This window comes from Actinoallomurus sp. NPDC050550 (assembly GCF_040655075.1).
In the GTDB taxonomy this organism is placed as follows: Bacteria; Actinomycetota; Actinomycetes; order Streptosporangiales; family Streptosporangiaceae; genus Actinoallomurus.
The window spans coordinates 139,076-162,443 of record NZ_JBFAJC010000023.1; the positions used below are offsets into that span (position 1 = coordinate 139,076).

The following is a 23,368-nucleotide window of genomic DNA, read 5'->3' on the forward strand; positions in this document are numbered from 1 at the left end:
CGGGGGGCGTGAGGTCTCTCGCGACCGGATCGGCGATCCGCAGCGACCTCGGCGCGCAGGGACCGCCTCAGGGCAGTGGTGAAAGGTGCTCGGCGATCGCGGCGAGCAGGGTGGCGGCGTCGGTCATCGCGTCGTCGGAGGCCCAGCAGACGTAACCGTCGGGCCGGATGAGCAGGGCGGCGGCTCCCGGGTCGTCGGCGGGTTCGGCGCGGATGACGTCGACGAAGGCGGGGATCCGGAGATCGGCCGGGACGATCCCGGCCAGATCGAGCAGGACGGCATGCCCGGAACCGAACAGCGCCGACAGCCGGACGGGCCCGGCGTCGGTGATGAGGTCGGTGTCCGGCATCCGGTGACCGGTGAGCGGATGCTCGCCGGGCAGGTCGTAGTGCAGCGACAGGCCGGACATCAGGCCTGCGAGGTGACGATTGGCGTCTGGCAGCCGCAGGAGGTCCACGACGATGTCGCGCAGCGCCGCGACGTCCTCGCTCGGCTCCGGGTAGGCCAGCACCCGTTGCGCCGACGTGTGGTGCAGCACCTGGGCTCCCACCGGATGGCGTTCGGCGTGATAGGTGTCCAGGAGGCCGCTCGGCGCACGGTTCTGGACGGTCGCGGCCAGCTTCCAGCCGAGGTTGATCGCGTCCTGCACACCGGTGTTCAGGCCCTGCCCCCCGAGAGGCGGGTGGATGTGCGCCGCGTCCCCGGCGAACACCACGCGGCCCGCACGGTAGTGCTCCAGCTGCCGGGTCGCGTCGGTGAACCGCGAGGAGTTGTCCACCGCGCTCAGGACGGTCTCGTCACCGTAGACGGTCCGCAGCGCCGAGGCGATCTCCTCCTCGGTGACCGGGGTGTCCCGGTCGACGTCCTCCTGCGTCTCGCGGCCGAAGGTGAACCGGTACCGCTCGCCGCCGACCGGGACCAGCATGGCCCAGTAGCCGTCGGCCCTGCGGGTCATGGTGCTGATGTGCCCCATGGCCCGTGGTACCAGCGATGACGTTGCGGACAGGCGGATGTCGGCCAGTACGGCGAGATAGGTGCCCGGCCTGCCGGGGAACCGCAGCCGGAGCAGCTTGCGGACCGTGCTACGGCCACCGTCGCAGGCGGCCAGGTAACGCGCTCGTACCCGGAGCCCGCCCGCGGTCACGGTGACACCGTCGTCCGGCTCGTTAGCGGCGATCGCGGTGACCGCGGTGTCGCGCAGAATCCGTGCGCCACGGGCGGTCGCCTGCTCCTCCAGCACCTCCTCGATCTCCCACTGGGGGATCGAGATCGGATACGGATGCCTCGTACGCCAGGGACCGCAGTCCAGCGGCACCGGCAACATCGCGAAATGCCCGCCGACCGGCTCACGCGGCAGGGCCCGGCCCAGCAACGGCTCCAGCAGCCCCCTGAGCTCGAGCAGTTCCGCCGTGCGGGGCTGGACCGCACCGCCCTTCACCTGATCGATTCGCCGTGGCAGCTTCTCCAGCACCAGCGTCCGGACCCCGGCCAGGGCCAGCTCGTGCGCCAGCGTCAGGCCGGTGGGGCCTGCGCCCGCGATGACAACCTCGGTCTCGATCTCCGTCAACGTCACGTCTCCACACCTTAGGTCGCCTGAGTGCATATGTATACCCGGTGCAAAAATCTCCTCGGTATATCTGTCTGTTAGCGTGAGCGACGTGACCGGCCTGCGCGAGCGTAAGAAGCAGCGGACCCATAGGGCGATCTCCGAGGCGGCGATCGCGCTGTTCCTCGAACGAGGCTTCACCCGGGTTTCGGTGGCCGAGGTCGCCGCGGCGGCAGAGGTTTCCAAACGCACCCTCTTCGCGTACTTCCCGACCAAGGAAGACCTTGTGGTGCACCGCTTCGCGGACCACGAGACCGAGGCCGCGCGGGTGGTGCGGGCCCGGCCGGCGGGGACCACGCCGCTGACCGCGCTGCGCGAGCACTTCCTCGACGGGTTGCGAAGGCGTGACCCGGTCACCGGTCTCAACGACGATCCGGGGATCCGCGCGCTCTTCAGGATGATCCTCGACACCCCGGCGCTCGTCGCTCGAGTGGAGCGGTTCAACACCGCCGCGCAGCACGCGCTCGCCCAGGCGCTGCGCGAAACGGCCGACACCCCGGCCCTCACCGCACGGCTGGCGGCGGCCCAGCTCGTCGCCGTCCACTGGGCACTGGCACTGGACAACGTCGAACGGCTCGCGCGCGGAGAGGCCGCCGACGAGCGGTACGCGACCGCGGTGAGCGACGCCGAGCACGGCTTCGCCCTGCTGGAGAACGGGCTGGGCCGGCTGCCCACCGCGACGCCGGCGTCCGGGTGACGGCGCCGGCCCGTCCCGTACGCCCTGCCCACCGTGACGCCGTTGTCCGGGTGATGGCGCAGGCCTGTGCCGTGCCCGCTGCGGCGCCGGCGTCCGGCGCGACGCGCGGGCCCGTCCCGTACGCCTGAAAGGGGGAGCCGCAGCTCCCCCTCGACCTCAGGTTCTAATCGCGATTGTCAGCGGCGGTGTACGCAGCCCCGGGGCAGCCAGAAGCCCTGCATGAATACCCTTCCTCTGCGGGTGTGCACCCAGTGCCCGCGTACGTATCTGCGGCAGCGGGGACGGCTGTCGCGAATCGCTGTGGCGGTCGCCTCATGTGCCGCGCCTCGCGCGGAGACGGTGACCTTCGCCTGACCGGTGGCCGCGTTCGCCGGTGTGGCCGCGAGGCCTACGCCACCTGCGAGGACCAGGCCTGACACGACAAGTCCCATGGGTACCTTCATCGACGTGACCTCCTCGGGAACTTCGGGATCGGATGACCGCCGGACTTCTGGGTAAGAACGCGATTCCGGCCCGGCCGGCGCGCATCACGGTGCACTGACTGGTCTTCCCCGGGACGAATCACCGCAATTCGTCGGACACTAGACTTGACTCACTTTTCGGATTCTCGTGGTGTCCGATTTCGGTCGTCTCCGGACGGACATTACCTTCAGCGGTATCCGCCGCTGAAACATCCCGGGAAGCGTCGGCGGCCTGCGGATCGCCGCGCAGGCCCGGAGCCAGCAGGACGGTGACCGTGACCGAGGCCACCGCCATCGCGGCCATGGCCAGGGCCGGGGACGTGTGCTGGGCGACCGCTCCGGCGAGGGCGGCGCCGACGCCCTGCATGGTGAGCATGCCGGCCGCGTGCAGCCCCAGCGCCTGCCCGTGCACGTCCTCGGGGGTGAGCGCCATCAGGCGTTCCTGGAGCAGCAGCGTGGCCGAGTATCCGATGGAGGCGAGCGTGACGGCGGCCAGGGCGACCGGCAGCGCCGGGTGCGACGCGAAGACCAGGTACGGCGCCGCGAGCAGCAGGCGCAGCGGGGCGTCGAGCCGCCGCCTCCACCGCCCGGGGAGGAACCGGCCGGCCACCGTGTCCCCGATCAGCATCCCGCCGGCCGCGAACGCGAACAGCAGACCCGCGTGCCGGGGCTCGTACGCGACGAACAGGGACTCACAGCCGACGATCAGTCCGTTCGGCAACCAGAGCGCGAGGTAGACGTAGCGGCGGGGCGGCGATGACCAGAGCCGCGCGTTGGTCCGCCAGGTCACGGCGATCGACGGCCTTCCGGCGGCGCGTGGCGGGCGCGGGGTCAGGCCGAACCACGAGACGGCCGCCGTGGCCAGGTAGAGGACGGCCCCCGCCAGCAACGTGCCGCGCGGGGACAGGACCGTCAGGAGCGCGCCCCCGGCCGCGAAGCCGAAGATCTGCATGGTGCCGACGGCCATGTTGAGCACCGACCGGCCGAGCAGGTAGCCCTCGCCGGGAAGGATCTCACTGAGCAGCCCGTACCGCACGCCACCGCCCACGGAACCGGCCAGCCCGACCGTCATGATCACCGTGAACAGGAGCCAGATCGGGAGCCCGGGGATGGCCAGCACGGCGGTGCCGAGGCCGAAGAGCAGGGCCAGCGCCGCCGTGGCCGCGCGCGGCGGCAGCCGGTCGGCCGCCGACAGCAGCGTCGCCGCCCCGATCACCTGGACGAGCGACGGGCCGAACATGCTGAGCGCGGACAACAGCGGCGAGTGGGTGTCCGCGTAGACGAGTGTGCCCAGCGCGAGCGAGCTCAGGGTGGACGCGCCGATACTCGCCGACGTGCCGGCGAACATCGGCGTGAACTCCGGTGTGCGGAAGAGTCCGCGATAGGTGAGGGGCATGATCGGGAGTGTCTCGGCGGGGTTCGCGGGCCCGTTAATGTTTCGCGGGGAGGCGAAACGTGGGCTGGTGGCGGATCAACACGGACACCCTCGCCGAGAGCCGGTTCGTGGTCTCGGCGCTGGCCGAGACGAGCTCGTGCCTGGGCACGCTGGACAGGGGAACGGCCGCGCACCCCGGCGAGCGGGCGTGGCTCGACGCCCACCAGGCCGCCTACCGGGCGCGGCTGGCGGGCGACCCGATCACCGCGCTCCTGCTGCGGGCGGCGATGCGTCCCCGCTGGATCGCCGACTTCGCCACGCCGACGCCGACCGGTGAGGCGGACCTCGGTTTCCACCAGGAGCTCGCCCGGATCCGCGAGACGCCCGCCGACCGGGTCCGTACGGACCTGGAGTTCGGGCTGGGCGGCCCGGTCCCGCGCGAACTGCGCCGGTCCGATCTCGCCGAGCGCTTCGCCGACCTGCTGGAGTGGATCTGGACGGAGATGGTCCGGTCGGACTGGGCCCGCCGCCGCCGGATCATCGAGGCCGACGTCGTCGCGCGGACCGGCCAGCTGACGCATGGCGGATGGGCCGCGGCGCTGGACGCGATGCGCCCGGGTATGCGCTGGCTCGGGGAGGGACGGTTGCAGGTCAACCCCTACGACTATCCGCCCCGCGACCTGTCGAGTGTGCGGTTGCTGTTCGTGCCGGTCACGGCCGGGTTCGGGTGGGTGTCCTGGGAGGCCGGCCGGTACGCCGTGATCTACCCATGCTCCGGCGCGCTGGCCGCGCCGGACCCCGCCCCGGTGCCCGACGCGCTCGGCGCGCTGCTCGGGCACGCGCGCGCGAGGGTCCTCATGCTCCTGGACGCGCCCAAGAGCACCACGCAGCTCGTGGCCCTGACCGGCCAGGGCCTCGGCTCCGTGGGCCGTCACCTGAAGGTGCTGCTCGCCGCCGGGCTGGTCCGGCGGCGCCGCGCCGGACGGTCCGTGCTGTACTACCGCACGGCGGCCGGGGACGTGCTGGTGACCGCGCAGGCCCGGTGACATGCCCGGTTCCCTCGCGGTGGCGCACCGCCGCGAGGGAACCGGATCTCAGCGCAGTGGTCCGAAGAACGCGCGCAGGTCGGTGGCCACCTGCTCGGGTTCCTCATGCGCCATGAAGTGCCCGCCGTGCTCCGGCCGGTGCCAGTGCCGCAGGTCCGCGTAGATCCGCTCGGCGAGGCTCTTGGGGAAGCTGCGGAACGCCGGCTCGTTGCTCAGGGTGACCGCCCCGGGGACGGTGATCCGCGGGACCGGCCGGTTCTGCGGGTAGTCGTAGTACTGCCGGAAGGACGAGCCGATCGTGCCGGTCGCCCAGTACAGGGTCGCGATCGTGCACAGTGTGTCCTTGTCCCAGCTCTCCAGGGTCCCGCCGCCGTCGGTCCAGTCGCGGTACTTGTCGACGATCCAGGCGGCGAGCCCGGCGGGGGAGTCCATCAGGGCGGCGGCGATCGTGTCCGGACGGGTCAGCATGATCTCGCTGTAGCCCCCGTCCTTCTCGTCGTACGCGTCCAGGTCGTCGAGGAATTTCTGCTCCTCGGCGGTCGCGGGCCGGTCGGCGAAGTCCGTCGTGACGACCGCCGTGGTCACGTGGACGCCCGCTACCTCACCGGGGTACAGCGCGCCGAGCCACTGGGTGATCCCGCCCCCGATGTCACCGCCGAACGCCCCGAACCTCTCGTAGCCGAGGGTCTCGGTCATCAGCGTGTGCCAGATCTCGGCGACGCCCCTGCGGGTCCACGGCCCGGCGGGCAGTTCGGAGAACAGGAAGCCGGGCAGCGACGGGATGACGACGTCGAACGCGTCGGCGGGGTCGCCGCCGTGACTCGCCGGGTCGGCGAGCCGCCGGGCGACCCGCAGCATCTCCACGAAGCTGCTCGGCCAGCCGTGCGTGAGGATCAGCGGCAGCGGCGCGGGTGCCCCTTCGGGGCGGACGCCCCGGATGTGGATGTAGTGCACCCGGCGGCCGGCGACCTCGGCGACGAAGTGCGGGAAGGCGTTGAGCGCCGCCTCGGCGGCGCGCCAGTCGAACTCGTCCGCCCAGTAGGTGACGAGTTCGCGAAGGTAGCCGGGATCGGTGCCGGCCGCCCAGAAGGTGGAGTCGGACGCCGTCGTGAAGCGCGTACGGGCCAGGCGCGTGCGCAGGTCGTCGAGGACGTCGTCGGAAACAGCGATCTGAAAAGGCGTTACTGTCATGCTTCCTTCACTGAGGAGTGGGTACGGCCGGGCACTCCTCGGCGCGGATCAGACAGCCGCGGCGGCGGAGAGCGCCCGGAGAGAACTGGTCATCGTCATCGGGCTCACCTCCTCGCGTCGCCCTGCTTGCGGTGGACTGTACACGACATTGCGTCGCATCGGCACCCACGTGATCACACCAAGCGTGACCTGCTGCCGGCCGGTCACCGTCGGCGTATCACGAGGACGGCGGAGTCGACCTTCGGCGGTGGCCGGAAGGCACGGCGGGGCAGCGACGGGCCGGCCCGTACGGTCCACCGGCCGGGCACGCGCGCGGCCGACCGGCCTTCGGCGTAGCGGCGCACGACGGCGCGCTGGAGCACCAGGTCGGCGGCGACGAGCCGGGACCGGGGCGCCAGCAGCGTGCGGAGCAGTGCGCTGGAGATGCCGTACGGCGGACTGGCCACCACGCGGAAGGGCCGGTCCGGCAGGCGCAGCGACCCGGCGTCGGCCTCGACGACCGTCAACCGCGCCCCGGCGAAGCGCTCTCGCAGACGCCGGGCCCGGCCGGGGTGCAACTCGACCGCGATCACCCGGGCGCCCGCCTCGAGGAGATGCGCCGTCAGCGCGCCCTCACCGGCGCCGAGGTCGAGCACCAGGTTTCCGGGGCGCACGGCGGCGTCCGCGACGACGCGCGCCGCCCATTCGTCAGTGAGCGGGTGCCAGCCCCAGGCCCGCCGCGAGTTCCCGGCGGACACGGCGGATCACGTTCATGAACATCGGCATGGACGCCACCGTAGGGAGCCGGGCGGCGCGGCGAAACCGAATTTCGGCTTCGGGGGCGGCCGGACCCCCTACGGCGCGTACTGGGGCACCCCGAGGACGTGGCCCGCCCCGTCCGGTGGCCGGCCTCCGACGAGGGAGCCTGGGTCACCGGCCAGGTCATCGACTGTGAAGGCGGCTTCCGTCGCTGGGTTGTGTGACCTGGAGGTCACGTTCAGCGATGGTTAAGTAAACATCTTCAGATGTGATTTCCTCGCGGCCGGTTCTCGGTCGGGCGGCGGACGCGTTCGTCGCGCCCTTCCTGGGTCAGTGCCCGACCTGCGGTGTTACGAATTGGTCGCATCCTCTTGACGTGGGAAACGTGGATGTTACAAGCTCTGTGATCTGAGACGCGGATTCATGCGAACTGTGCGGCGATCAGTGTTATGTCTCTGTCGTCCCCCCCTAGCGATGGAGGATCAGGTGACCGAGGGCGGGTCCTCACGCCACTCCCAACGATCCCACGGGCTCCGGCCGTACGCACTGTGCTGCGACCACCGGACGACTCCGCTGGGCATCGGGGAGCCGACGCCGCTGCTGTCATGGCGGCTCGCCGCGGGCGATGAGACGTCACGCGGCGACGCACCCGTCGCCTACCGGGTCGACGTCGCGGAGGACCTGGACGGGCCCTCCCACTGGGACACCGGGCGGGTCGAGGACGCCGGCGCGACCGGGGCCGTCTACGCCGGCCCGCCCCTGCGGCCGCGGACGCGTTATCACTGGCGCGTCACGGTGTGGGCGGCGAGCGGCGGTGCCGAGAGCGCCGAGTCGTGGTTCGAGACGGGGCTCGGCGAGGGCGAGTGGCAGGCGTCCTGGATCGCCCGCGACTGGACCGCCGTCGACGTCGTCGACCCGCCGGAGGAGGGCGAGCGCGCGCTCGACTCCCACGGTCTGTCGCCGTGCCCGCTCCTGCGGCACGAGTTCACCACGTCCGTGGCCCCGGTCCAGGCCCGGCTGTACGTCAGCGCGCGGGGGCTGTACGAGCTCCGCGTCAACGGCGAACGAGCCGGGGACGCAGAACTGGCCCCCGGCTGGACCGACTACCGCCACCGGATCCAGTACCAGGCGTACGACGTCACCGAGCTCGTCCGGGAGGGCGCGAACGCCGTGGCGGCCACGCTCGCCGACGGCTGGTGGAGCGGGTACGTCGGGTTCGACCCGCGGCGGGCCGGCGCGCATTACGGAACGTTCCCACAGCTGATCGCGCAGCTCCATCTCGACTACCCGGACGGCTCCACCGACGTCGTCGGCACGGACGAGACCTGGCGTGCCGCCCAGGGACCGCTCCGCTACGCGGACCTGCTCATGGGCGAGTGCCACGACGCGCGGCACGCCGTCGACGGCTGGGACCGGCCGGGCTTCGACGACGGCGCGTGGGCGGCCGCCCGGGTGGCCGACACGGACACGAGCCTCCTCGTGGCGTCCGTCGACGAGCCGGTGCGCGCACTCGGCGAGCTGGCCCCCACCGAGGTCCGGAGGGTCGGCCCGGAGACGCACCTCGTCGACTTCGGGCAGAACTTCGCGGGCCGGGTGCGGCTGACCGTACGCGGCCTGGCGCCCGGCGGTCGCGTCGTCCTCCGGCACGCGGAGGCCCTCGACGAGGACGGCGCGCTCTACGTCGCCAACCTGCGTACGGCCGCGGCGACGGACGTCCTCATCGGACGCGGCGACGACACGGTCGTGTTCGAACCCCGCTTCACCTACCACGGCTTCCGGTACGCCGAGGTGACCGGGCTGCCCGAGCTGGACGCGGCCGACGTCACAGGCGTCGTCCTGCACAGCGACACCCCCTGGGCGGGCACGTTCGACTGCTCGGACCGTGGCGTACGGCGGCTGCACCACAACATCACGTGGGGGCAGCGCTCCAACTTCGTCAGCGTGCCGACCGACTGCCCGCAGCGGGACGAGCGCCTGGGGTGGATGGCCGACGCGCAGGTGTTCCTGCCGACAGCGTGCCTCAACGCGGACGTCGCGGCGTTCTTCGCCAAGTGGACGCAGGACGTGCTGGACGCGCAGGCACCCGACGGCGGATTCCCGAACGTCGCGCCCCGGCTGGCGGGCGTCGCCGACGAGGGCGCCCCGGGCTGGGCGGACGCCGGCGTGCTGGTCCCCTGGCACCTGTACCGCGTGTACGGCGACGAGCGGTTCCTCGAGCGCTCCCTGGACGCGATGGCCGCGTGGGTCGACCTGATCCACCGGCACAACCCCGACCTGATCTGGCGGATCAAGGTCGGCCCGCACTTCGCCGACTGGCTGTCGCTGGGCCGGCCGACCTCCCGCGAGGTGGTCGCCACGGCGTACTTCGCGCACAGCGCCGAGCTGACCGCCCGCGCCGCCCGCGTCCTCGGCGACGGGCGCGCGGACCGGTACGCCGCCCTGGCCGCGGACGTCCGGCGGGCGTTCATCGAGGAGTTCGTCTCCGCCGACGGGCGGATCGAGGGCGACACGCAGACGGCGTACCTGCTCGCGCTGGCCTTCGAACTGCTCCCCGGAGAGCTCGCCGACCCGGCCGGGAAACGGCTCGCCGCCCTGGTGGAGGAGACCGGACCCCGCCTGTCCACGGGGTTCCTCGGCGTCGGCCTCGTCGCGCCGGTGCTCGACGGGCTGGACCGCCCCGACCTCGTGCACGCGCTGCTGCGCCGTACGGAGCAGCCGTCCTGGCTGTACCCCCTGGAGCACGGCGCCACCACCATCTGGGAGCGCTGGGACGGCTACACCGACGAGGACGGCTTCCAGGCCCCGGCGATGAACTCCTTCAACCACTACGCGCTCGGCTCGGTGGGGGAGTGGCTGTACCGCGGCCTGGCCGGGCTCGACCAGGCGCCGGACTCGGTGGCCTACGGCGACCTGGTGATCCGGCCCCGCCCGTTCACGCCGCCCGGGATCCCGGGCGCGGAGCCGAGCTGGGCGGAGGCGGCCTACGAGTCGCCGCGCGGCCGGATCCGGGTCCGCTGGGAGCGCGCGGACGGCCGGTTCCTGCTGGACCTGACCGTGCCGCCGGGGGCGACGGCGACGGTGCACCTGCCCGTGCCTCGTACGTGGGACGTGCGGGAGGGAGACGACCCGGTCGGCGATGCCCCCGGGGTGGAGATCGTCGGCAGCGAGCCGACCGCGGAAGGGCGGTCGTTCGTATGCCGCGTGAGCTCGGGGGACTACCGATTTTTGGCGAGGAGGACGGAATGACATCGCGATTCGAGCGGATCGACCGCAGAGGGTTCCTGCGCGCGGCCGGTGGGCTGGCGGCCGTGGCGGCGCTGCCCGTCGGGCTGGCGGCCTGCGGCGGATCCTCCGGCGCCGGCGGCTCCGGCGGCGGGAAGACGCTGCGCCTGGTCGGCGTCGCGGACCAGCAGAAGGCCCTGGACGAGCTGACCAAGCTCTACACGCAGGCGAAGTTCAGCACCTCGTACGCGCCGACCGACCAGGTGGAGACGTCGCTGCGCACGCAGCTGGGCGCGGGCAACGCGCCCGACGTGCACGTCGTCTACCCGGGCAACGGCAGCGCCATGGCGATGGCGCAGATCGCGCAGGCGGGCCTGCTCGCCGACCTCAGCTCCCAGTCGTGGACGCAGCTGATCCCGCCCAACTTCAAGCCCGCGTTCCAGCTGCAGGGCAAGACGTTCATCTACTCGGCCGGGTCCAGCGTCATCGGCGCGATCTACAACAAGAAGGTCTTCCAGAAGGCGGGCGTGCAGCCGCCGAAGACCTGGACCGAGCTGCTCGACGTGTGCGGGAAGCTCAAGAAGGCCGGGGTGACGCCGATCGCGCTCGGCGCGCAGACGTCCTGGATCACCCAGCTCATCACGTACGCGCTGGTCCCGTCGACGGTCTACGCGAAGAACCCGCAGTTCGACAGCCAGATGCAGGCGGGGTCGACGAGCTTCGCCCAGTCGGGCTGGCGCGACGCGTTCACGATGTACCTGGACCTGCAGAAGCGCGGGTTCTTCAACGACAACCCCAACGGCACGACGTTCGAACAGCAGACCTCGATGGTCGCCACCGGCAAGGCCGCGATGGCCGTGCAGGTCTCTGCGGTGCTGCCGGACTTCCGCAAGGCCGCCTCGAGCCCCGACGACCTCGGGATGTTCCCGTTCCCGGGCGCGGACAACGCGGACGGCGTGTGGATCCCGGCGGGCGTCGTCGTCGGCCTCGGCGTGAGCGCGCGCAGCCGCAACTCCGACGCGGCCAAGGCGTTCATCGAGTTCCTCGGGAAGCAGGAGAACATCAACCGCTGGGCCGAGGCCGTCGCCTGCATCCCGCTCCACCGCGACGCGTCCTCCAAGATCGACCCGGTGCTCGAGTCCTTCCTGCCGTTCATCGAGGGCAACAAGGCCGTGCCGTTCATGGACCAGGCGTGGCCGAACGCGGAGGTCCAGCCCACCCACTTCGCCGTCGTCCAGGAGTTGCTGGCAGGCAAGACGACGATCGACAAGGGCCTGGCCAAGATGGACCAGGTCTACCGGAAGAAGTCCTGACCCGATGACCGTGACCACCCCCCGAAGGGCCCGTCCGGCGACCGCGCTTCCTCCCGTGCGCGGTCGCCGGAGGGGCTTCCTCACACCGCCGTGGTGGTTCGTGGCCCCGGCGCTGCTCGTATACGCGCTCGTCGTGCTCTACCCGAGCATCTCGGGCGTGCTGTACGCCTTCACGAACTGGAGCGGCATCGGCGACAAGTCGTTCAACGGCCTGCACAACTTCAGCACGCTCTTCCACGACGAGCGGGCCGTCGGCGCGCTGAAGAACACGCTGCTGCTCACCGTCGCGATCGTCGTCGTGCAGAACGGCATCGGACTGCTGCTCGCGCTTGGCGTGCACGCCCGGATCAAGTCGCGCACCGCCCTGCGGGTGATCTTCTTCGCGCCCGCGGTGGTCAGCCCGGTGATGATCGCCTTTCTCTGGAAGTACGTCTACAACCCCGACCCGCACGCGGGCCTGAACGGGCTGCTCGGCGCGTTCGGGCTCGGCGGGCTGCGGCAGGACTGGCTGGGCAATCCGTCGCTGGCGCTGTGGTCGGTCGCGGGGATGGTCGTGTGGCAGTACGCCGGCTACTCCATGGTCATCTTCCTGGCCGGGCTGGAGGGCGTCCCGGTCGACCTGCACGAGGCGGCGATGATCGACGGCGCCGGGCGTTTCCAGCGGTTCCGGTACGTCACCTGGCCGCTGCTGGCGCCCGCGCTGACCATCAACGTGATGCTGTCGACGATCGGCGGCCTCAAGCTGTTCGACCAGGTGTACGCCGCGACGGGCGGCGGGCCTGGCTACTCCAGCGAGACGCTGTCGACCGTGCTGTACAAGCAGGCGTTCGTCTACGGCAAGTTCGGTTACAGCACCGCGATCGCGCTCGTCCTCGCGCTGTTCGTCGCGGCCGTGTCGATGATCCAGATCGCGTACCTGCGCGGCAGGGAGGTCCAGGCATGACGCATCTGCGGTACGGCTTCCGTACGTTCCTGCTCGAGCTGCTCATGGTCGCGGCAGGCATCGCGTTCCTGTTCCCGGTGTACGCGCTCGTCACGCTCTCATTGAAGAGCAGTAGGCAGATCGCGAGTGCGCCGCTGTCGCCGCCGACGTCGCCCACGATGGGCAACTTCTCGCGGGCCTGGTCGGCGGCGGGCCTCGGCTCCGCGCTCGTGAACAGCACCGTCATCACGATCGCGAGCCTGATCTGCCTCATCGCGCTCGGGTCGTTCGCGGCGTACTTCCTGGCCCGCTGCGCCTCGCGGCTCGGGTTCGGGCTGTACGTGCTCTTCCTGCTCGGCATCGTGCTGCCGTTCCAGCTCGGGATGATCCCGCTGTTCAAGCTGGTCGACCAGATGGGGCTGCTCGGGACGTACCAGGGGATGATCGTTTTTTATACCGGCATCCAGCTGCCCTTCACGATCTTCCTCTACACCGGGTTCATCCGGGCGCTGCCCCGCGACTACGCCAACGCCGCGCTGATCGACGGCGCGACGCACCTGCAGGCGTTCACGCGCGTGGTGTTCCCGCTGCTGCGGCCGATCACCGGCACCGTGCTGATCCTCAACGCGGTGTTCATCTGGAACGACTTCTTCACCCCGCTGCTCTACCTCGGCGGCTCGGCCCGCGAGACCGTGCCGGTCCGCGTGTTCGCCTTCGTCGGCCAGTACGTCTCCGACTACGGCCTCGTGTTCGCCGGCCTGGTCCTGGCGGCGCTGCCGATCCTCGTGGTCTTCCTGGTGCTGCAGCGCTACGTGATCCGCGGGTTCGCCAGCGGACTCAAGGGATGACCGCAGCGCACGGGATGACCGGGCTGCCGGCCCGGCTGGCGGAGGTCCTGGACCATCCGCCGGCCGGGTTCTCGCCTGCCGCGATCTGGTGGTGGAGCGGCGAACCGCTCGACCGGGCCCGGCTGCGGTGGCAGCTGGAGCGGTTCGTCGCCGGCGGCGTGCGCAACCTCATCATCTTGAACCTCGCGCCGTCCGGGCCGATGTTCGGCTCCGACGCCGACGAGCCGGCGTTCTTTTCCGAACCCTGGTGGGAACTGCTCGACGGCGTCTGCGCCGACGCGAAGGAACTCGGCGCGTTCCTGTGGTTCTACGACCAGCTCGGCTTCTCCGGCGCCGACCTGCAGGCCCGCCTCGTCCAGGAGACGCCGGCGTACGCCGGACGGTGGCTGGAGCGCCGGGACGGGGACGTCACGGTCGTCACCCGGGGCTTCGACTACCTGTCCCCGGACGCCTGCGCCACCCTCATCGACCGCGTGCACGGGGAGTTCGAGCGGCGCCTGCCGCACTGGCTGGGCACGGTCCTCGTCGGCTCCTTCCAGGACGAGCTGCCCGCCCTGCCGACCTGGTCTCCGGCGTTCGCCGAGGAGTTCGAGCGGCGGCGCGGCTACGACCTGACGCCTCGGCTGCGCCTGCTGTGGGCCGGGGAGGAGGACTCGGACGGCCCGCGGGTCCGCCGCGACTACCACCGCACCCGCGCCGAACTGGCCGAGGAGGCCTTCTTCCGCCCGCTCGCCGCCTGGCACGACCGCCACGGCCTGCTGCACGGCTGCGACCAGCAGGATCCCGCCCGCGCCGGGCACCCGGTCGACGGCGTCCGGCTGTACGCCGACTACGCGCGCACGCACCGGTGGTTCGGCGCCCCTGGCTCGGACCACCACGGCGACGCGCGGATCCACTCCTCCCTGGCGCACCTGTACGGGCGGCCGCGCACGTGGATCGAGGCGTTCCACTCCAGCGGCTGGGGCGGCACGCTGGAGGAGACGTTCGACTGGCTGCTGCCGTGGCTGCGGTCCGGCGCGACCCTCTACAACCCCCACGCGGTCTACTACACGACCAAGGGCGGCTGGTGGGAGTGGGCACCGCCGTCGACGGACTGGCGCCAGCCGTACTGGCGGCACCACAGCGTCTTCGCCGACGCCGTCACCCGGCTGTGCGCCGCGCTGTCCCTGGGCCGCCACGTCTGCGACGTCGCGGTCCTGCTGCCGACCGCGACCGCCCAGGCGGGCACCCGGCTCGACGGCGTCGACGAGGACGCCGAACGAGCCCAGCGGATCTACCGCGAGCTCGTCGGCGACATGGCATGGTTCCGTACGGTCCCCGGCGTGCTCGACCGCCTGAACCTGGACGCCGACGTCATCGACGACGACTCGGTCGCGCGGGCCACGGTGGCAGGAGGACGGCTACGGGTCGCCGGCGAGGCGTACGCCACGGTCATCCTGCCCGGCTGCACCGTGCTGGAGGAGGCCACCGAACGGCGACTGGCGGAGTTCGCCGCCGCGGGCGGCCGTGTGATCGCCATCGGCACCGACCCCGGTGGGGTCTCTCGTCGGCAAGCCGACGGCGAGCCCGAACCAGGGCTCGGCGCCGACCCGGGTGGGCCGCCTCGCGCGTACGAGTTCGTCGGCTCGCCGAGCGAGCTGACCACCGCGCTGACCGGCCCGCCGCGCGTCGACGCGCCGGTGCCCGCCCTCGTCCGCGAGGTGGACGGCGCGACGCTGGTGTTCCTCACGGCCGCCTTCCCACGCGCCAGCGAGGTGTCCGTGGGCCGTCCGGACGAGCGCGGCATCGAACTGGGCTGGCTCGACGCGGTCTGCGACTTCGACCCCGGCCGGTACGCGGCCGAGATGCGCGTGCGCGTCCGCGGCGTCGCGGGCCGTCCGCTGCTCGTGAGCCCGCTCGGCGGCCCGCCCCGGCCACTGCCGTACGAGCTGGACGGCGACGTCACCGAGGTCGTGGTCGCGTTCGACGACGGCCCGGCCGCCCTCCTCGTCTTTTCCGAGGATCCGGGTGACGACGGCCTTCCCAGGCGTGGGGAGCCGGACGCCGACAGCACTCACGCTGGGACGCCCGAGGGCGCCTGGACCGAGCTGGGGCCGACGTGGGAGATGGAGCTCGTCCCCACGCTCGACGACACCTGGGGCGACTTCTCCCGACCCGGCGGGTCGCGGTCGCCGGTGGAGCGGTGGGAGCTCCGGCACCGCGTCGAGACCGACGGCGACGACGGCCTGAGCGACGGCTGGGCGGCACCCGGCCAGGACGACGCGGCATGGGACGCCGCGTACGCGACGTTCGGGCCGCACGCGCTCGCCACCGGTCCCGCGCGCCCCGGCGGGCTTCCCGGTCCCTGGCCCGAGGACGGCACGGGCTGGAGACCGGTGACGTACTCCTCGTCGCGGGGCATCCGCAAGGACCCGATCCACCGCGAGACGCTCGGTCCCAAGGGGCATGTGCCGGAGGAGTTCATGGACCTCGGCGACGTACCGGCGGGCCAGGTCGTGCACGTCCGTACGGCGCTGACGGTCCCGGAGGCGGTGGAGGTGACACTGGCCGTCGGAGCGGCCGCCGCCAAGACCGCCTGGCTCGACGGCACGCGGGTACCGCTGGAGGACGGCGGCCACCTCGCGATGGCGTCAGTCCGGCTGGAGGCGGGCACGCACGTCCTCGACCTGCGCCTGACGCCCGACGAGGACGTACGGCTGCGAGCGCACGTCGCGTTCGTCCGGGACGCGGACCGGTACCGGCGGCCCGAATGGATCGCCGCCGCAGGACCCGCCCGGCCCGGGGCTCGCGTTGCCCTGACCACGACGGTCCACCTGGACGCCGTCCCCGAGCGGGCCGTCCTCCAGGTCGCCGCGATCGAACCCTGCCGGGTGCTCGTCAACGGGGTGGAGGCCGGGCGGCAGGGCGGGTTCGACCCGTACGCCGAGCACGACGCCCCGCGCGTACGGCGGTATGACATCGCCGAGGCACTGCGCGCCGGTGCGAACGATCTCACCCTCGAACTCACCGAGCGCGATGCCCCCGCCGCCGTGCTCGCCGACGGGGACGTCACCGTGACGGCGGTGCCGGATCGGCGGGCGTCCGTGGAGGACACCGAGCGAGACATCGCCGTCACGGCGCCATCGGCCGGGCGGGGGACCGAGGGCGGCGTCGGCGTGACGGCGGCGTCGGGGTGGCGGGTGACCAGGGACGGCGAGCCGGTTCCGGTGACCGTGCGCCGTCGCCCGTACGGTGATCCCGCGGCGCTGCACCTGCGGCGTCGGCCGCATCCGCTGCCCGGAGCGGCCTGGCTCGAGGACGCCCCCGCCGACGGCTGTGTCCTGCCGGTCGCGCTCGCCGTCCCGCGCGCCGGCGCCGAGCGGACCGAATGGTTCCGCTTCGGCATCCCGCCGGGCGCTTCCCGCATGGACCTCCTGATTCACGGCGAGCCGCAGGTCTTCGTCGACGGCGCCCGCGTGCCCGACGTCTGCCCGGCCGGGGACGGGGCGGGGGAGCGGCCGGCGCGGGTCTCCGTGGAGTTGCCGCCCGGAGGAGCCGTACGCGCAGGGGCGGTGCGGATCCGGACGCGGCCGGGGTACGAGGGCGGTGCCGCGTTCGCCGCGCCGATCCGGTTCGAGGTCGGCGCCGGGCGGATCGAGCAGGGGGACTGGGAGGCCGCCGGACTGGCGGAGTACAGCGGGGGAGTCCGCTACCGTACGCGCGTCGACCTGACGGCCGGCGGCCGTATGGTCCTCGATCTGGGTCGGGTGCGCGGGACCGCCGAGGTCTTCGTGAACGGGCGGAGCGCGGGCGTACGGGTCTGCTCCCCGTACCGCTTCGATCTGACCGACGCGGTACGGGAGGGCGCGAACGACCTGGAGATCCTCGTGTTCGGCACGCTGGCGCCCTATCTCGACGCGGTCAGCCCGACGCACTTCGTCTTCCCCGGTCAGCGGGCGTCGGGGCTGTTCGGCCCGGTCCGCCTCCTTCGCGCCCCCGGCGGCTGAGCGTGCGGTGCCGGTCAGCGGGCGACACGGCAGCCGGTGTGGTGGGCTGCGGCCTCGGCGGCGGCCGTGTCCGCGGCCCCGGCGCGGATGGCGTCGAGGAGCCTTCCGTGGTCCATGTACTCGCTGGGGGACAGCTCGGCGCCGAAATGTTCCCGGAGCGAGTCGCGGATCACCTGCCCGAGGTCGGCGTACAGCTCGGACAGGACCTCGTTGTGCGAAGCGGCGACCACCGCCAGGTGGAAGGCCGCGTCCGCGTCGACGAAGACGTCCCGGTCGCCGGACTCCCAGGCCTCCTCCCGTCGCTTCAGGAGCGCGTCGAGCCGCCGTAGGTCGTCGTCCGTCCGCCGCTCGGCCGCGAGCGCCGCCGCCGAGGCCTCCAGAGCGCCCCGTACCTCGGCCACGTCGCGCTGCTCGACGGCGGCGAAGCGGCGCTGCATCACGCCGGCCAGCTCGCTGGTCGCCACGACGTAGGTGCCAGAACCCTGGCGGATGTCCAGCATCCCGTTGTGCGCGAGCGCCCGTACGGCCTCGCGCACGGTATTGCGGGCGACGCCCAACTGCTCGACCAGCTCTGGTTCGGTCGGGATCCGCGACCCGACCGGCCAGGCGCCCGAGGTGATCTGCTGCCGCAGCCGGGCGATCACCTGGTCGGACAGAATCGCCCGGCGGGGGACTGGACCGAGATTCATCCCATCATTCTACGATTAGCGTTATGTCGAACAATGAGGTGGTTCGTCCGCACTGTGCCGAACCGCCGGCGGACCAGATCCGGCCCGCTCTCGGGAAGCGTCACCTGGCGGCGGCCGCCCTCGTCCTGGCCGCGCTCAACCTGCGTCCCGCCGTGACGAGCGTCGGCCCGGTGCTCGAAGAGGTACGCGCCGCGCTGGGGATGAGCGCCACCGTCGCCGGGCTGCTCACCTCGCTCCCGGCGCTGTGCTTCGCGCTCGTCGGCTTCGCCGCGCCCCGCCTCGCTCGCCGCCATGGCGCCGAGGGCGTCATCGCCACCGGCGCCGTCGTGATGGCGGTCGGCCTGGCCACGCGTCCCTTCGCGCCGGGCGCGTCCGTGTTCGTCGCGCTGAGCGCCGTCGCCCTCGCCGGGATCGCGCTCATCAACGTGCTGCTGCCGGTGGTCGTCAAACAGAGATTCCCCGACCGGGTCGGCGCGATGACCGGGCTGTACTCCATGGCCCTCAACGTCGGCGCCTCGACCGCCGCCGCGGTGACCGTTCCGCTGGCCCGGGGCTTCGGCGGTGACTGGCGTGCGGGGCTGGGAGCCTGGGCGTTCCTCGCCGCCGTGGCCGTGCCCGCCTGGTTCCTCCTCGCCCGCCGCCGTGACGCGGCCGCACCGGGTGTCGGCGTGCCCGTCCCCGCCCGCGGTGCCCCCGCGACCCCGGCGCCGGACGTGAACGTCCCCGCGCCCGATGCCCCCTCGCCCGGTGTCGCCCCGTCCGATGTCCCCGCACCTGGTGTCGCCGTCACCCGGAACGCCACCGCCTGGGCGCTCGCGGTGTTCTTCGGCCTGCAGGCCGGCGCCGCGTACGTCATCATCGGCTGGCTGCCGCAGATGTTCCGCGACGCCGGGCTGTCGGCGGAGACCGCCGGTCTGCTGTTCGCCGTCACCTCGCTGCTCGGCGTGCCCCTGTCCTTCGCACTGTCCGCCGTCGCGGGCCGCCTGCGGAACCAGAGCGGTCTGGCGGCCGCCCTGGCAGTGTGCGGCCTGGCCGGATACGCCGGGCTGTGGGCCGCGCCGGCCACCGGGGCGTGGCTGTGGGCCGTGCTCCTCGGCCTCTCGAACTGCGCCTTCCCGCTGGTCCTGACGATGATCGGGATGCGCGGCCGGGACGGCGCGACGGTGACGCGGCTGTCCGCCTTTTCGCAGAGCACCGGCTACCTGCTGTCGATGCCCGTGCCGATCCTCGTCGGGACGCTCTACCAGCACAGCGGCGGCTGGCGGGCTCCGCTGACGCTGATGGCGGTGCTCATGCTGCTGCAACTGGTGGCCGGCCTCGTCGCGGGCCGCGATCGCCGGATCGGCTGACGGTCTAGTGTTTCTTCAGCAGCAGCGTGAACCCGTTGCGTCGTTTACGGGATATCTCCATATAAGTCTCGATCGCGGCCTCGAAGGTCAGGAGGCCCGCGCTGATCGCGATCACCGCCGACGCGGGCAGCCCCGCGAAGATCGAACCGATGATCGGGACCGTCCCGACCTGCGTGTTCCGGACGCACTTTGCGATGAACCCATCCCGGGACGTCCTGATCTCCTGCTCCAGTGCCGTGATCGCCGGCCTCACCTTCGTAGCGACGATCTGTTCCACCCGCCGCTCGAATTGGGCGTCATACGGCGACTCCTCGATGGCGGCCGCCAGCGCGGCCATCGCCCGCCGGAACTCGTCCAACTGCTCGGCGAGCTTCTCGCGGGCCGTGAGAACGTCCTCGACGCTGGCGAATTTGAAACGAGGTAGATATTCTTCCAGGACGCGCATCGACAGGGACGCCGTTCCGATGTCGAGTGCGCGACGAAAATCCTGAGCCCCTGGTAGCTCTACTACTCGCTTCAGTTTGCGCTGCATCAACTTCACGCACATCAGGTCATCGGTGAACGGCAGCAGGCCATGTTGCTCGGACAGCAGGAAGGCGTGGTTCAGCAGAATCGATGCCGCGAGGACCGGCTCGACCTCCTTCACGCCATAGGAACGCGATGAGAATAGCTCTGCGGGTCGGTCGGAGCGGTAATTCGCGTAGGTGGATCGACGCCGGAGCATCTCCACCAAGCGGCTCTTGCCGGACGTCGGCTTCTCGACCAGGGGCAAAAGCGGCTCCATCTTGGTGGCCGCGACGAACACGGGGTTGTTCCAGCCGGTCTCCACGATCTTCTGGAACTCGGGATCACTCGTATCGGCGGTGATCAGCTCTATGAAGTCCGCTCGTTTCTGCATCTGTGGAGGGACGGTGCGCAGGACGCCCGCTCTCTTCAAGGGGAGCGTCGCCACGTCGAAGTCCTCAAGTCTCGCGGTGAACGCTCTCAGCCCCTCCATATAGCGCGTCAGTGCCGGCTTGTCGTCCGTCGGGTGACGGAGCCCATTGCCCTTTATACGGAGCAGGGTGCTTCCGGGGTGGATCACGAATACTTCATCGAAGTACAGGGCCGCTTGCAGCAATACTTCGTGAGATGGGGTCGCGCCCGGATAGAACAGTCCGTGGAGGCCACGCGTCCTGCCTCCTTCCAGCTCCTCGAGTCGTCGTACCGCTAGCTCTTCATGGAGCCTGGCCCGTCCCACTCGGAGAGCCGTATGCCGCCCTTCTGCGTATGACGTATAAAGCGAGTATCCGTCGTCTACGGTGACCGACAGTTCATGTACAGAAATCGGTTTGCCGCTGGGCCACCAGCCTTCGAGATGCCGATTCAGCTGGCCGAGCTCGACTTCGTCAAGGCCTGGTATCGCGTTGCGTCCCCGACGTCCCATGAACGCATGATGACATCGCTCGGCGACTCGATGTGGGTGATCGTGGTCATAGCACACTGGATAGGATCGCCGGACGCACGAGGAGAGGCGTGGAAAGGCATGGGATCGCGATGGCCGGCGGTGCTGAGCCGCGACTGACGGAGGTGGCACCGGGCGTGCACGCCTGGGTGCAGCCGGACGGCTCCTGGTGGATCAACAATGCCGGGGCCGTGCACGGCGCCGATGGCGTCATTCTCATCGACACCTGCGCGACCGCCGCGCGCACCCGCCGGTTCCTCGCCGCGGTGGACGCGGCGACCGGCGGCGACCCGGTGCGGATGGCGGTCAACACCCACTTCCACGGCGACCACGCGTACGGCAACGCGCTCCTTCCCGACTCCACCGTGGTGGTCGGGCACCGGGTCACCCGCGAGCAGCTGCTGACGGACTTCATCCTGAAGTCCACCCCGCCGATCTGGTCGCCGTCGCCCGACTGGGGCATCTCGCGGGTGCGGCCGCCGACCATCGTCCTGGACGACGAGCTCACGCTGTTCACCGGGGAGCGGCGGATCGAGTTGCGGCATCCCGGGCACCGCGCTCACACGGGCGGCGACGTCGTCGCCTGGCTGCCGGAGGAGCAGGTGCTGTTCACCGGCGACCTGATCTTCCACGAGGTGACGCCGCTGGTGTTCATGGGGTCCGTCGAGGGGGCGCTGCGCTCGCTCGACTGGCTGGCCGGCTTCGGCGCGCGTACCGTCGTCCCCGGCCACGGCGCGATCATCACCGGAGATCTCTCGCCGGTCCTCGCGGCGCACGAGGCGTACTACCGCTTCATCCTCGACACCGCGCGGAACGGCAGAGCGGCGGGGCTCACTCCTCTGGAGGCGGCGCGGGAGTGCGATCTCGGACCCTTCGCCGAATGGCCGGACCGTGAGCGCGTCGTCCTCAACCTGCACCGCGCGTACGCGGACGCCGAAGGCGGCGAGTTCGACCTGCTCGCCGCCTTCACCGACGCCATCGACTACAACGGCGGCCCGCTGCGTTGCGCCGTCTGAGGGCTCAACGCCGCCCGGCCAGCGAACCGCGCGAGACCGGGAAGTCGAAGTAGGTGTTCGGGAACGGCTCCGGCTGGTAGGTGAAGTGCCACCACTCCTCGGCGAGGTTGACGAAGCCGGCGGCCTCCATGCTCTTCTTCAGCATGAGCCGGTTCGCGTGCTGCACGCCCTTGATCCGCGGGTCGAGGGTGTGCGCGAGCGTGTCGAAACAGTCGAACCCGGTGCCCATGTCGATCGAGTTGTCGGGGAACCGCTGAGCCTGCGGTGCGTAGCAGGGGACCAGGCGCTGTCCCGGCCGGTACGGCGGCGTCGGCCGGGCGGGCAGCTTCACGATGGTCAGGTCCATTGTGCTGCCCCGGCTGTGCCCGGACTTCTCGGCGATGTAGCCGTCCGCGAACAGCCGCGACTTGTCGACGCGCGGATAGAACTCGGCCTTCATCGAGGTGGCGTTCGGGTCCTTCGCCCACCGTACGAAGTGGTTCACGGCGCGTTGCGGGCGGTAGCAGTCGTACACCTTCAGTGAGTAGCCCTGGCGCAGCAGCTTCCGCTGGACCTTGTGCAGGGCCTCGGCGGCGGGCCGGGTCAGAATGCAGATCGGCTGGCGGTATCCGTCGATGCGGCTGCCCACGAAATCGTGCACCGTGTAGTAGCGCATCTCCTGGATGATCGTCGGGTCGACGTCGCTCAGCGCGACGAACTCCTTGGGGGCCTTCGGCTCCGTACGCGCCTGCGCCGCAGGGGATGCGGCGGTGACGGCGAGGAGCGCCGCGATCGAGACGGCGAGGCGGCGGAGTGCGGTGGCGGGTTTCTGCATTCCTCTGGCCTATCAGGTCGCCCCGTTTCCGGGAAGCCCGGGCGAATCGGCGGCCCGCGCGGCGGAACGGCCGCCGTTCGGTCAGCCGAACCGTCCGCTGAGAGCGCGGAAGACGCCCGGTGCCGCGCCCCTGAGCCGGGACGGCAGCCGGAGCCAGCCCGGCACGTAGCACTCCGCGCGGCCCTGTTCGATCGCGGACACGACCGCCCGAGCCACTCGCTCCGGCGGGATCGGCCGTGGCCGGCGGCGCGCGTACGGGGTCCCCCGCCGGTCGAAGAACGGCGTGTCGACGACGCCGGGCAGGATCACCGACACGCCGACGTCACGCAGTTCATGGCGCAGGCCCTCGGCGAAGACGATCAGCCCGCCCTTGGTCGCGGAGTACACCGCCTCCTCCCGTACCCCGACCGCGCCGGCGATGGAGGCGACGAACACCACGTGGCCGACGCCGCGTTCGACCATGCCGGGCAGCAGCAGGCGGGTCAGCAGGATCGGGGCGGTGAGGTTCACCGCGGTCAGCCGTTCGATGGCCTCGCGCGGCATCCGCGCGAGCGGGGGCCGCCCCCCCCCCCCCCCCCCGCGCCCCCACCACCCCCCCCCCCCCCCCCCCCCCCCCCCCGGGGGGGGGGGGGCCCCCGGAGCGGCCCCTAG

17 protein-coding genes are annotated in these 23,368 nt (G+C 71.6%); 9 read left to right on the forward strand and 8 right to left on the reverse strand.

Going from position 1 to position 23,368, the window contains the following annotated elements; translation table 11 throughout:
• Window positions 1–67: 67 nt before the first annotated feature.
• Window positions 68–1,573, reverse strand: coding sequence for an FAD-dependent monooxygenase (locus tag AB0I04_RS29170; RefSeq protein WP_360891177.1), 1,506 nt, complete (start codon window positions 1,571–1,573; stop codon window positions 68–70).
• Window positions 1,574–1,649: 76 nt separating this feature from the next.
• Here AB0I04_RS29170 and AB0I04_RS29175 point away from each other — a divergent pair, with 76 nt between their 5' ends.
• On the forward strand, window positions 1,650–2,303 hold the full coding sequence (locus AB0I04_RS29175; RefSeq protein WP_360891180.1) for a TetR family transcriptional regulator: 654 nt from the start codon (window positions 1,650–1,652) through the stop codon (window positions 2,301–2,303).
• Between the two features lie 561 nt (window positions 2,304–2,864).
• On the opposite strand, the gene AB0I04_RS29180 is transcribed toward AB0I04_RS29175, so the two are convergent.
• Window positions 2,865–4,160 (reverse strand): MFS transporter, encoded by a 1,296-nt coding sequence (locus AB0I04_RS29180; RefSeq protein ID WP_360891183.1) that lies wholly within the window; start codon window positions 4,158–4,160, stop codon window positions 2,865–2,867.
• Between the two features lie 59 nt (window positions 4,161–4,219).
• Here AB0I04_RS29180 and AB0I04_RS29185 point away from each other — a divergent pair, with 59 nt between their 5' ends.
• The gene (locus AB0I04_RS29185; RefSeq protein ID WP_360891186.1) at window positions 4,220–5,185 is read left to right on the forward strand and encodes a winged helix-turn-helix domain-containing protein; all 966 of its coding nucleotides are present in this window, start codon (window positions 4,220–4,222) and stop codon (window positions 5,183–5,185) included.
• A 48-nt stretch (window positions 5,186–5,233) separates the two neighbouring features.
• Here the strand turns inward: AB0I04_RS29185 and AB0I04_RS29190 are convergent, their stop codons facing one another.
• Together AB0I04_RS29190 and AB0I04_RS29195 are read right to left on the reverse strand one after the other, a co-directional pair.
• Complete coding sequence (locus AB0I04_RS29190; protein ID WP_360891188.1) at window positions 5,234–6,376, reverse strand: epoxide hydrolase family protein; 1,143 nt, start codon at window positions 6,374–6,376, stop codon at window positions 5,234–5,236.
• Between the two features lie 203 nt (window positions 6,377–6,579).
• Window positions 6,580–7,113 carry an rRNA adenine N-6-methyltransferase family protein gene (locus AB0I04_RS29195; protein WP_360891191.1) on the reverse strand — a complete coding sequence of 178 codons (534 nt, stop codon included), beginning with the start codon at window positions 7,111–7,113 and terminating at the stop codon, window positions 6,580–6,582.
• A gap of 487 nt (window positions 7,114–7,600) precedes the next feature.
• Between AB0I04_RS29195 and AB0I04_RS29200 the strand changes: the two genes are divergently transcribed.
• From AB0I04_RS29200 to AB0I04_RS29220, 5 genes are read left to right on the forward strand one after another with little or no spacing between them, the layout of a single operon-like run.
• Complete coding sequence (locus AB0I04_RS29200; protein ID WP_360891194.1) at window positions 7,601–10,360, forward strand: family 78 glycoside hydrolase catalytic domain; 2,760 nt, start codon at window positions 7,601–7,603, stop codon at window positions 10,358–10,360.
• A complete protein-coding gene (locus AB0I04_RS29205; RefSeq protein WP_360891197.1) occupies window positions 10,357–11,649 on the forward strand; it encodes an extracellular solute-binding protein in 1,293 nt (430 codons plus the stop codon). The genes AB0I04_RS29200 and AB0I04_RS29205 overlap by 4 nt, the downstream gene beginning before the upstream one ends.
• Before the next feature lie 4 nt (window positions 11,650–11,653).
• Window positions 11,654–12,592: a sugar ABC transporter permease gene (locus AB0I04_RS29210; protein WP_360891198.1), complete on the forward strand. Its 939-nt coding sequence runs from the start codon at window positions 11,654–11,656 to the stop codon at window positions 12,590–12,592.
• On the forward strand, window positions 12,589–13,419 hold the full coding sequence (locus AB0I04_RS29215; RefSeq protein WP_360891201.1) for a carbohydrate ABC transporter permease: 831 nt from the start codon (window positions 12,589–12,591) through the stop codon (window positions 13,417–13,419). Before AB0I04_RS29210 ends, AB0I04_RS29215 begins: the two co-directional genes overlap by 4 nt.
• Window positions 13,416–17,405: a glycosylhydrolase-like jelly roll fold domain-containing protein gene (locus tag AB0I04_RS29220; RefSeq protein WP_360891204.1), complete on the forward strand. Its 3,990-nt coding sequence runs from the start codon at window positions 13,416–13,418 to the stop codon at window positions 17,403–17,405. Before AB0I04_RS29215 ends, AB0I04_RS29220 begins: the two co-directional genes overlap by 4 nt.
• Window positions 17,406–17,419: 14 nt before the next feature.
• Here AB0I04_RS29220 and AB0I04_RS29225 read toward each other — a convergent pair whose 3' ends face one another.
• Window positions 17,420–18,094, reverse strand: coding sequence for an FCD domain-containing protein (locus tag AB0I04_RS29225; RefSeq protein WP_360891207.1), 675 nt, complete (start codon window positions 18,092–18,094; stop codon window positions 17,420–17,422).
• A 23-nt stretch (window positions 18,095–18,117) separates the two neighbouring features.
• Here AB0I04_RS29225 and AB0I04_RS29230 point away from each other — a divergent pair, with 23 nt between their 5' ends.
• A complete protein-coding gene (locus AB0I04_RS29230; RefSeq protein ID WP_360891210.1) occupies window positions 18,118–19,443 on the forward strand; it encodes an MFS transporter in 1,326 nt (441 codons plus the stop codon).
• Between the two features lie 4 nt (window positions 19,444–19,447).
• Here AB0I04_RS29230 and AB0I04_RS29235 read toward each other — a convergent pair whose 3' ends face one another.
• Entirely contained in the window at window positions 19,448–20,869 is a 1,422-nt protein-coding gene (locus AB0I04_RS29235; RefSeq protein ID WP_360891213.1) for a hypothetical protein, read from the reverse strand.
• A gap of 110 nt (window positions 20,870–20,979) precedes the next feature.
• Between AB0I04_RS29235 and AB0I04_RS29240 the strand changes: the two genes are divergently transcribed.
• Window positions 20,980–21,903 carry an MBL fold metallo-hydrolase gene (locus tag AB0I04_RS29240; RefSeq protein ID WP_360891236.1) on the forward strand — a complete coding sequence of 308 codons (924 nt, stop codon included), beginning with the start codon at window positions 20,980–20,982 and terminating at the stop codon, window positions 21,901–21,903.
• Between the two features lie 4 nt (window positions 21,904–21,907).
• Here AB0I04_RS29240 and AB0I04_RS29245 read toward each other — a convergent pair whose 3' ends face one another.
• Entirely contained in the window at window positions 21,908–22,717 is an 810-nt protein-coding gene (locus AB0I04_RS29245) for a M15 family metallopeptidase (protein WP_360891216.1), read from the reverse strand.
• An 81-nt stretch (window positions 22,718–22,798) separates the two neighbouring features.
• On the reverse strand, window positions 22,799–23,368 hold a 570-nt coding region (locus AB0I04_RS29250; protein ID WP_360891219.1), incomplete at its 5' end, for an SDR family NAD(P)-dependent oxidoreductase.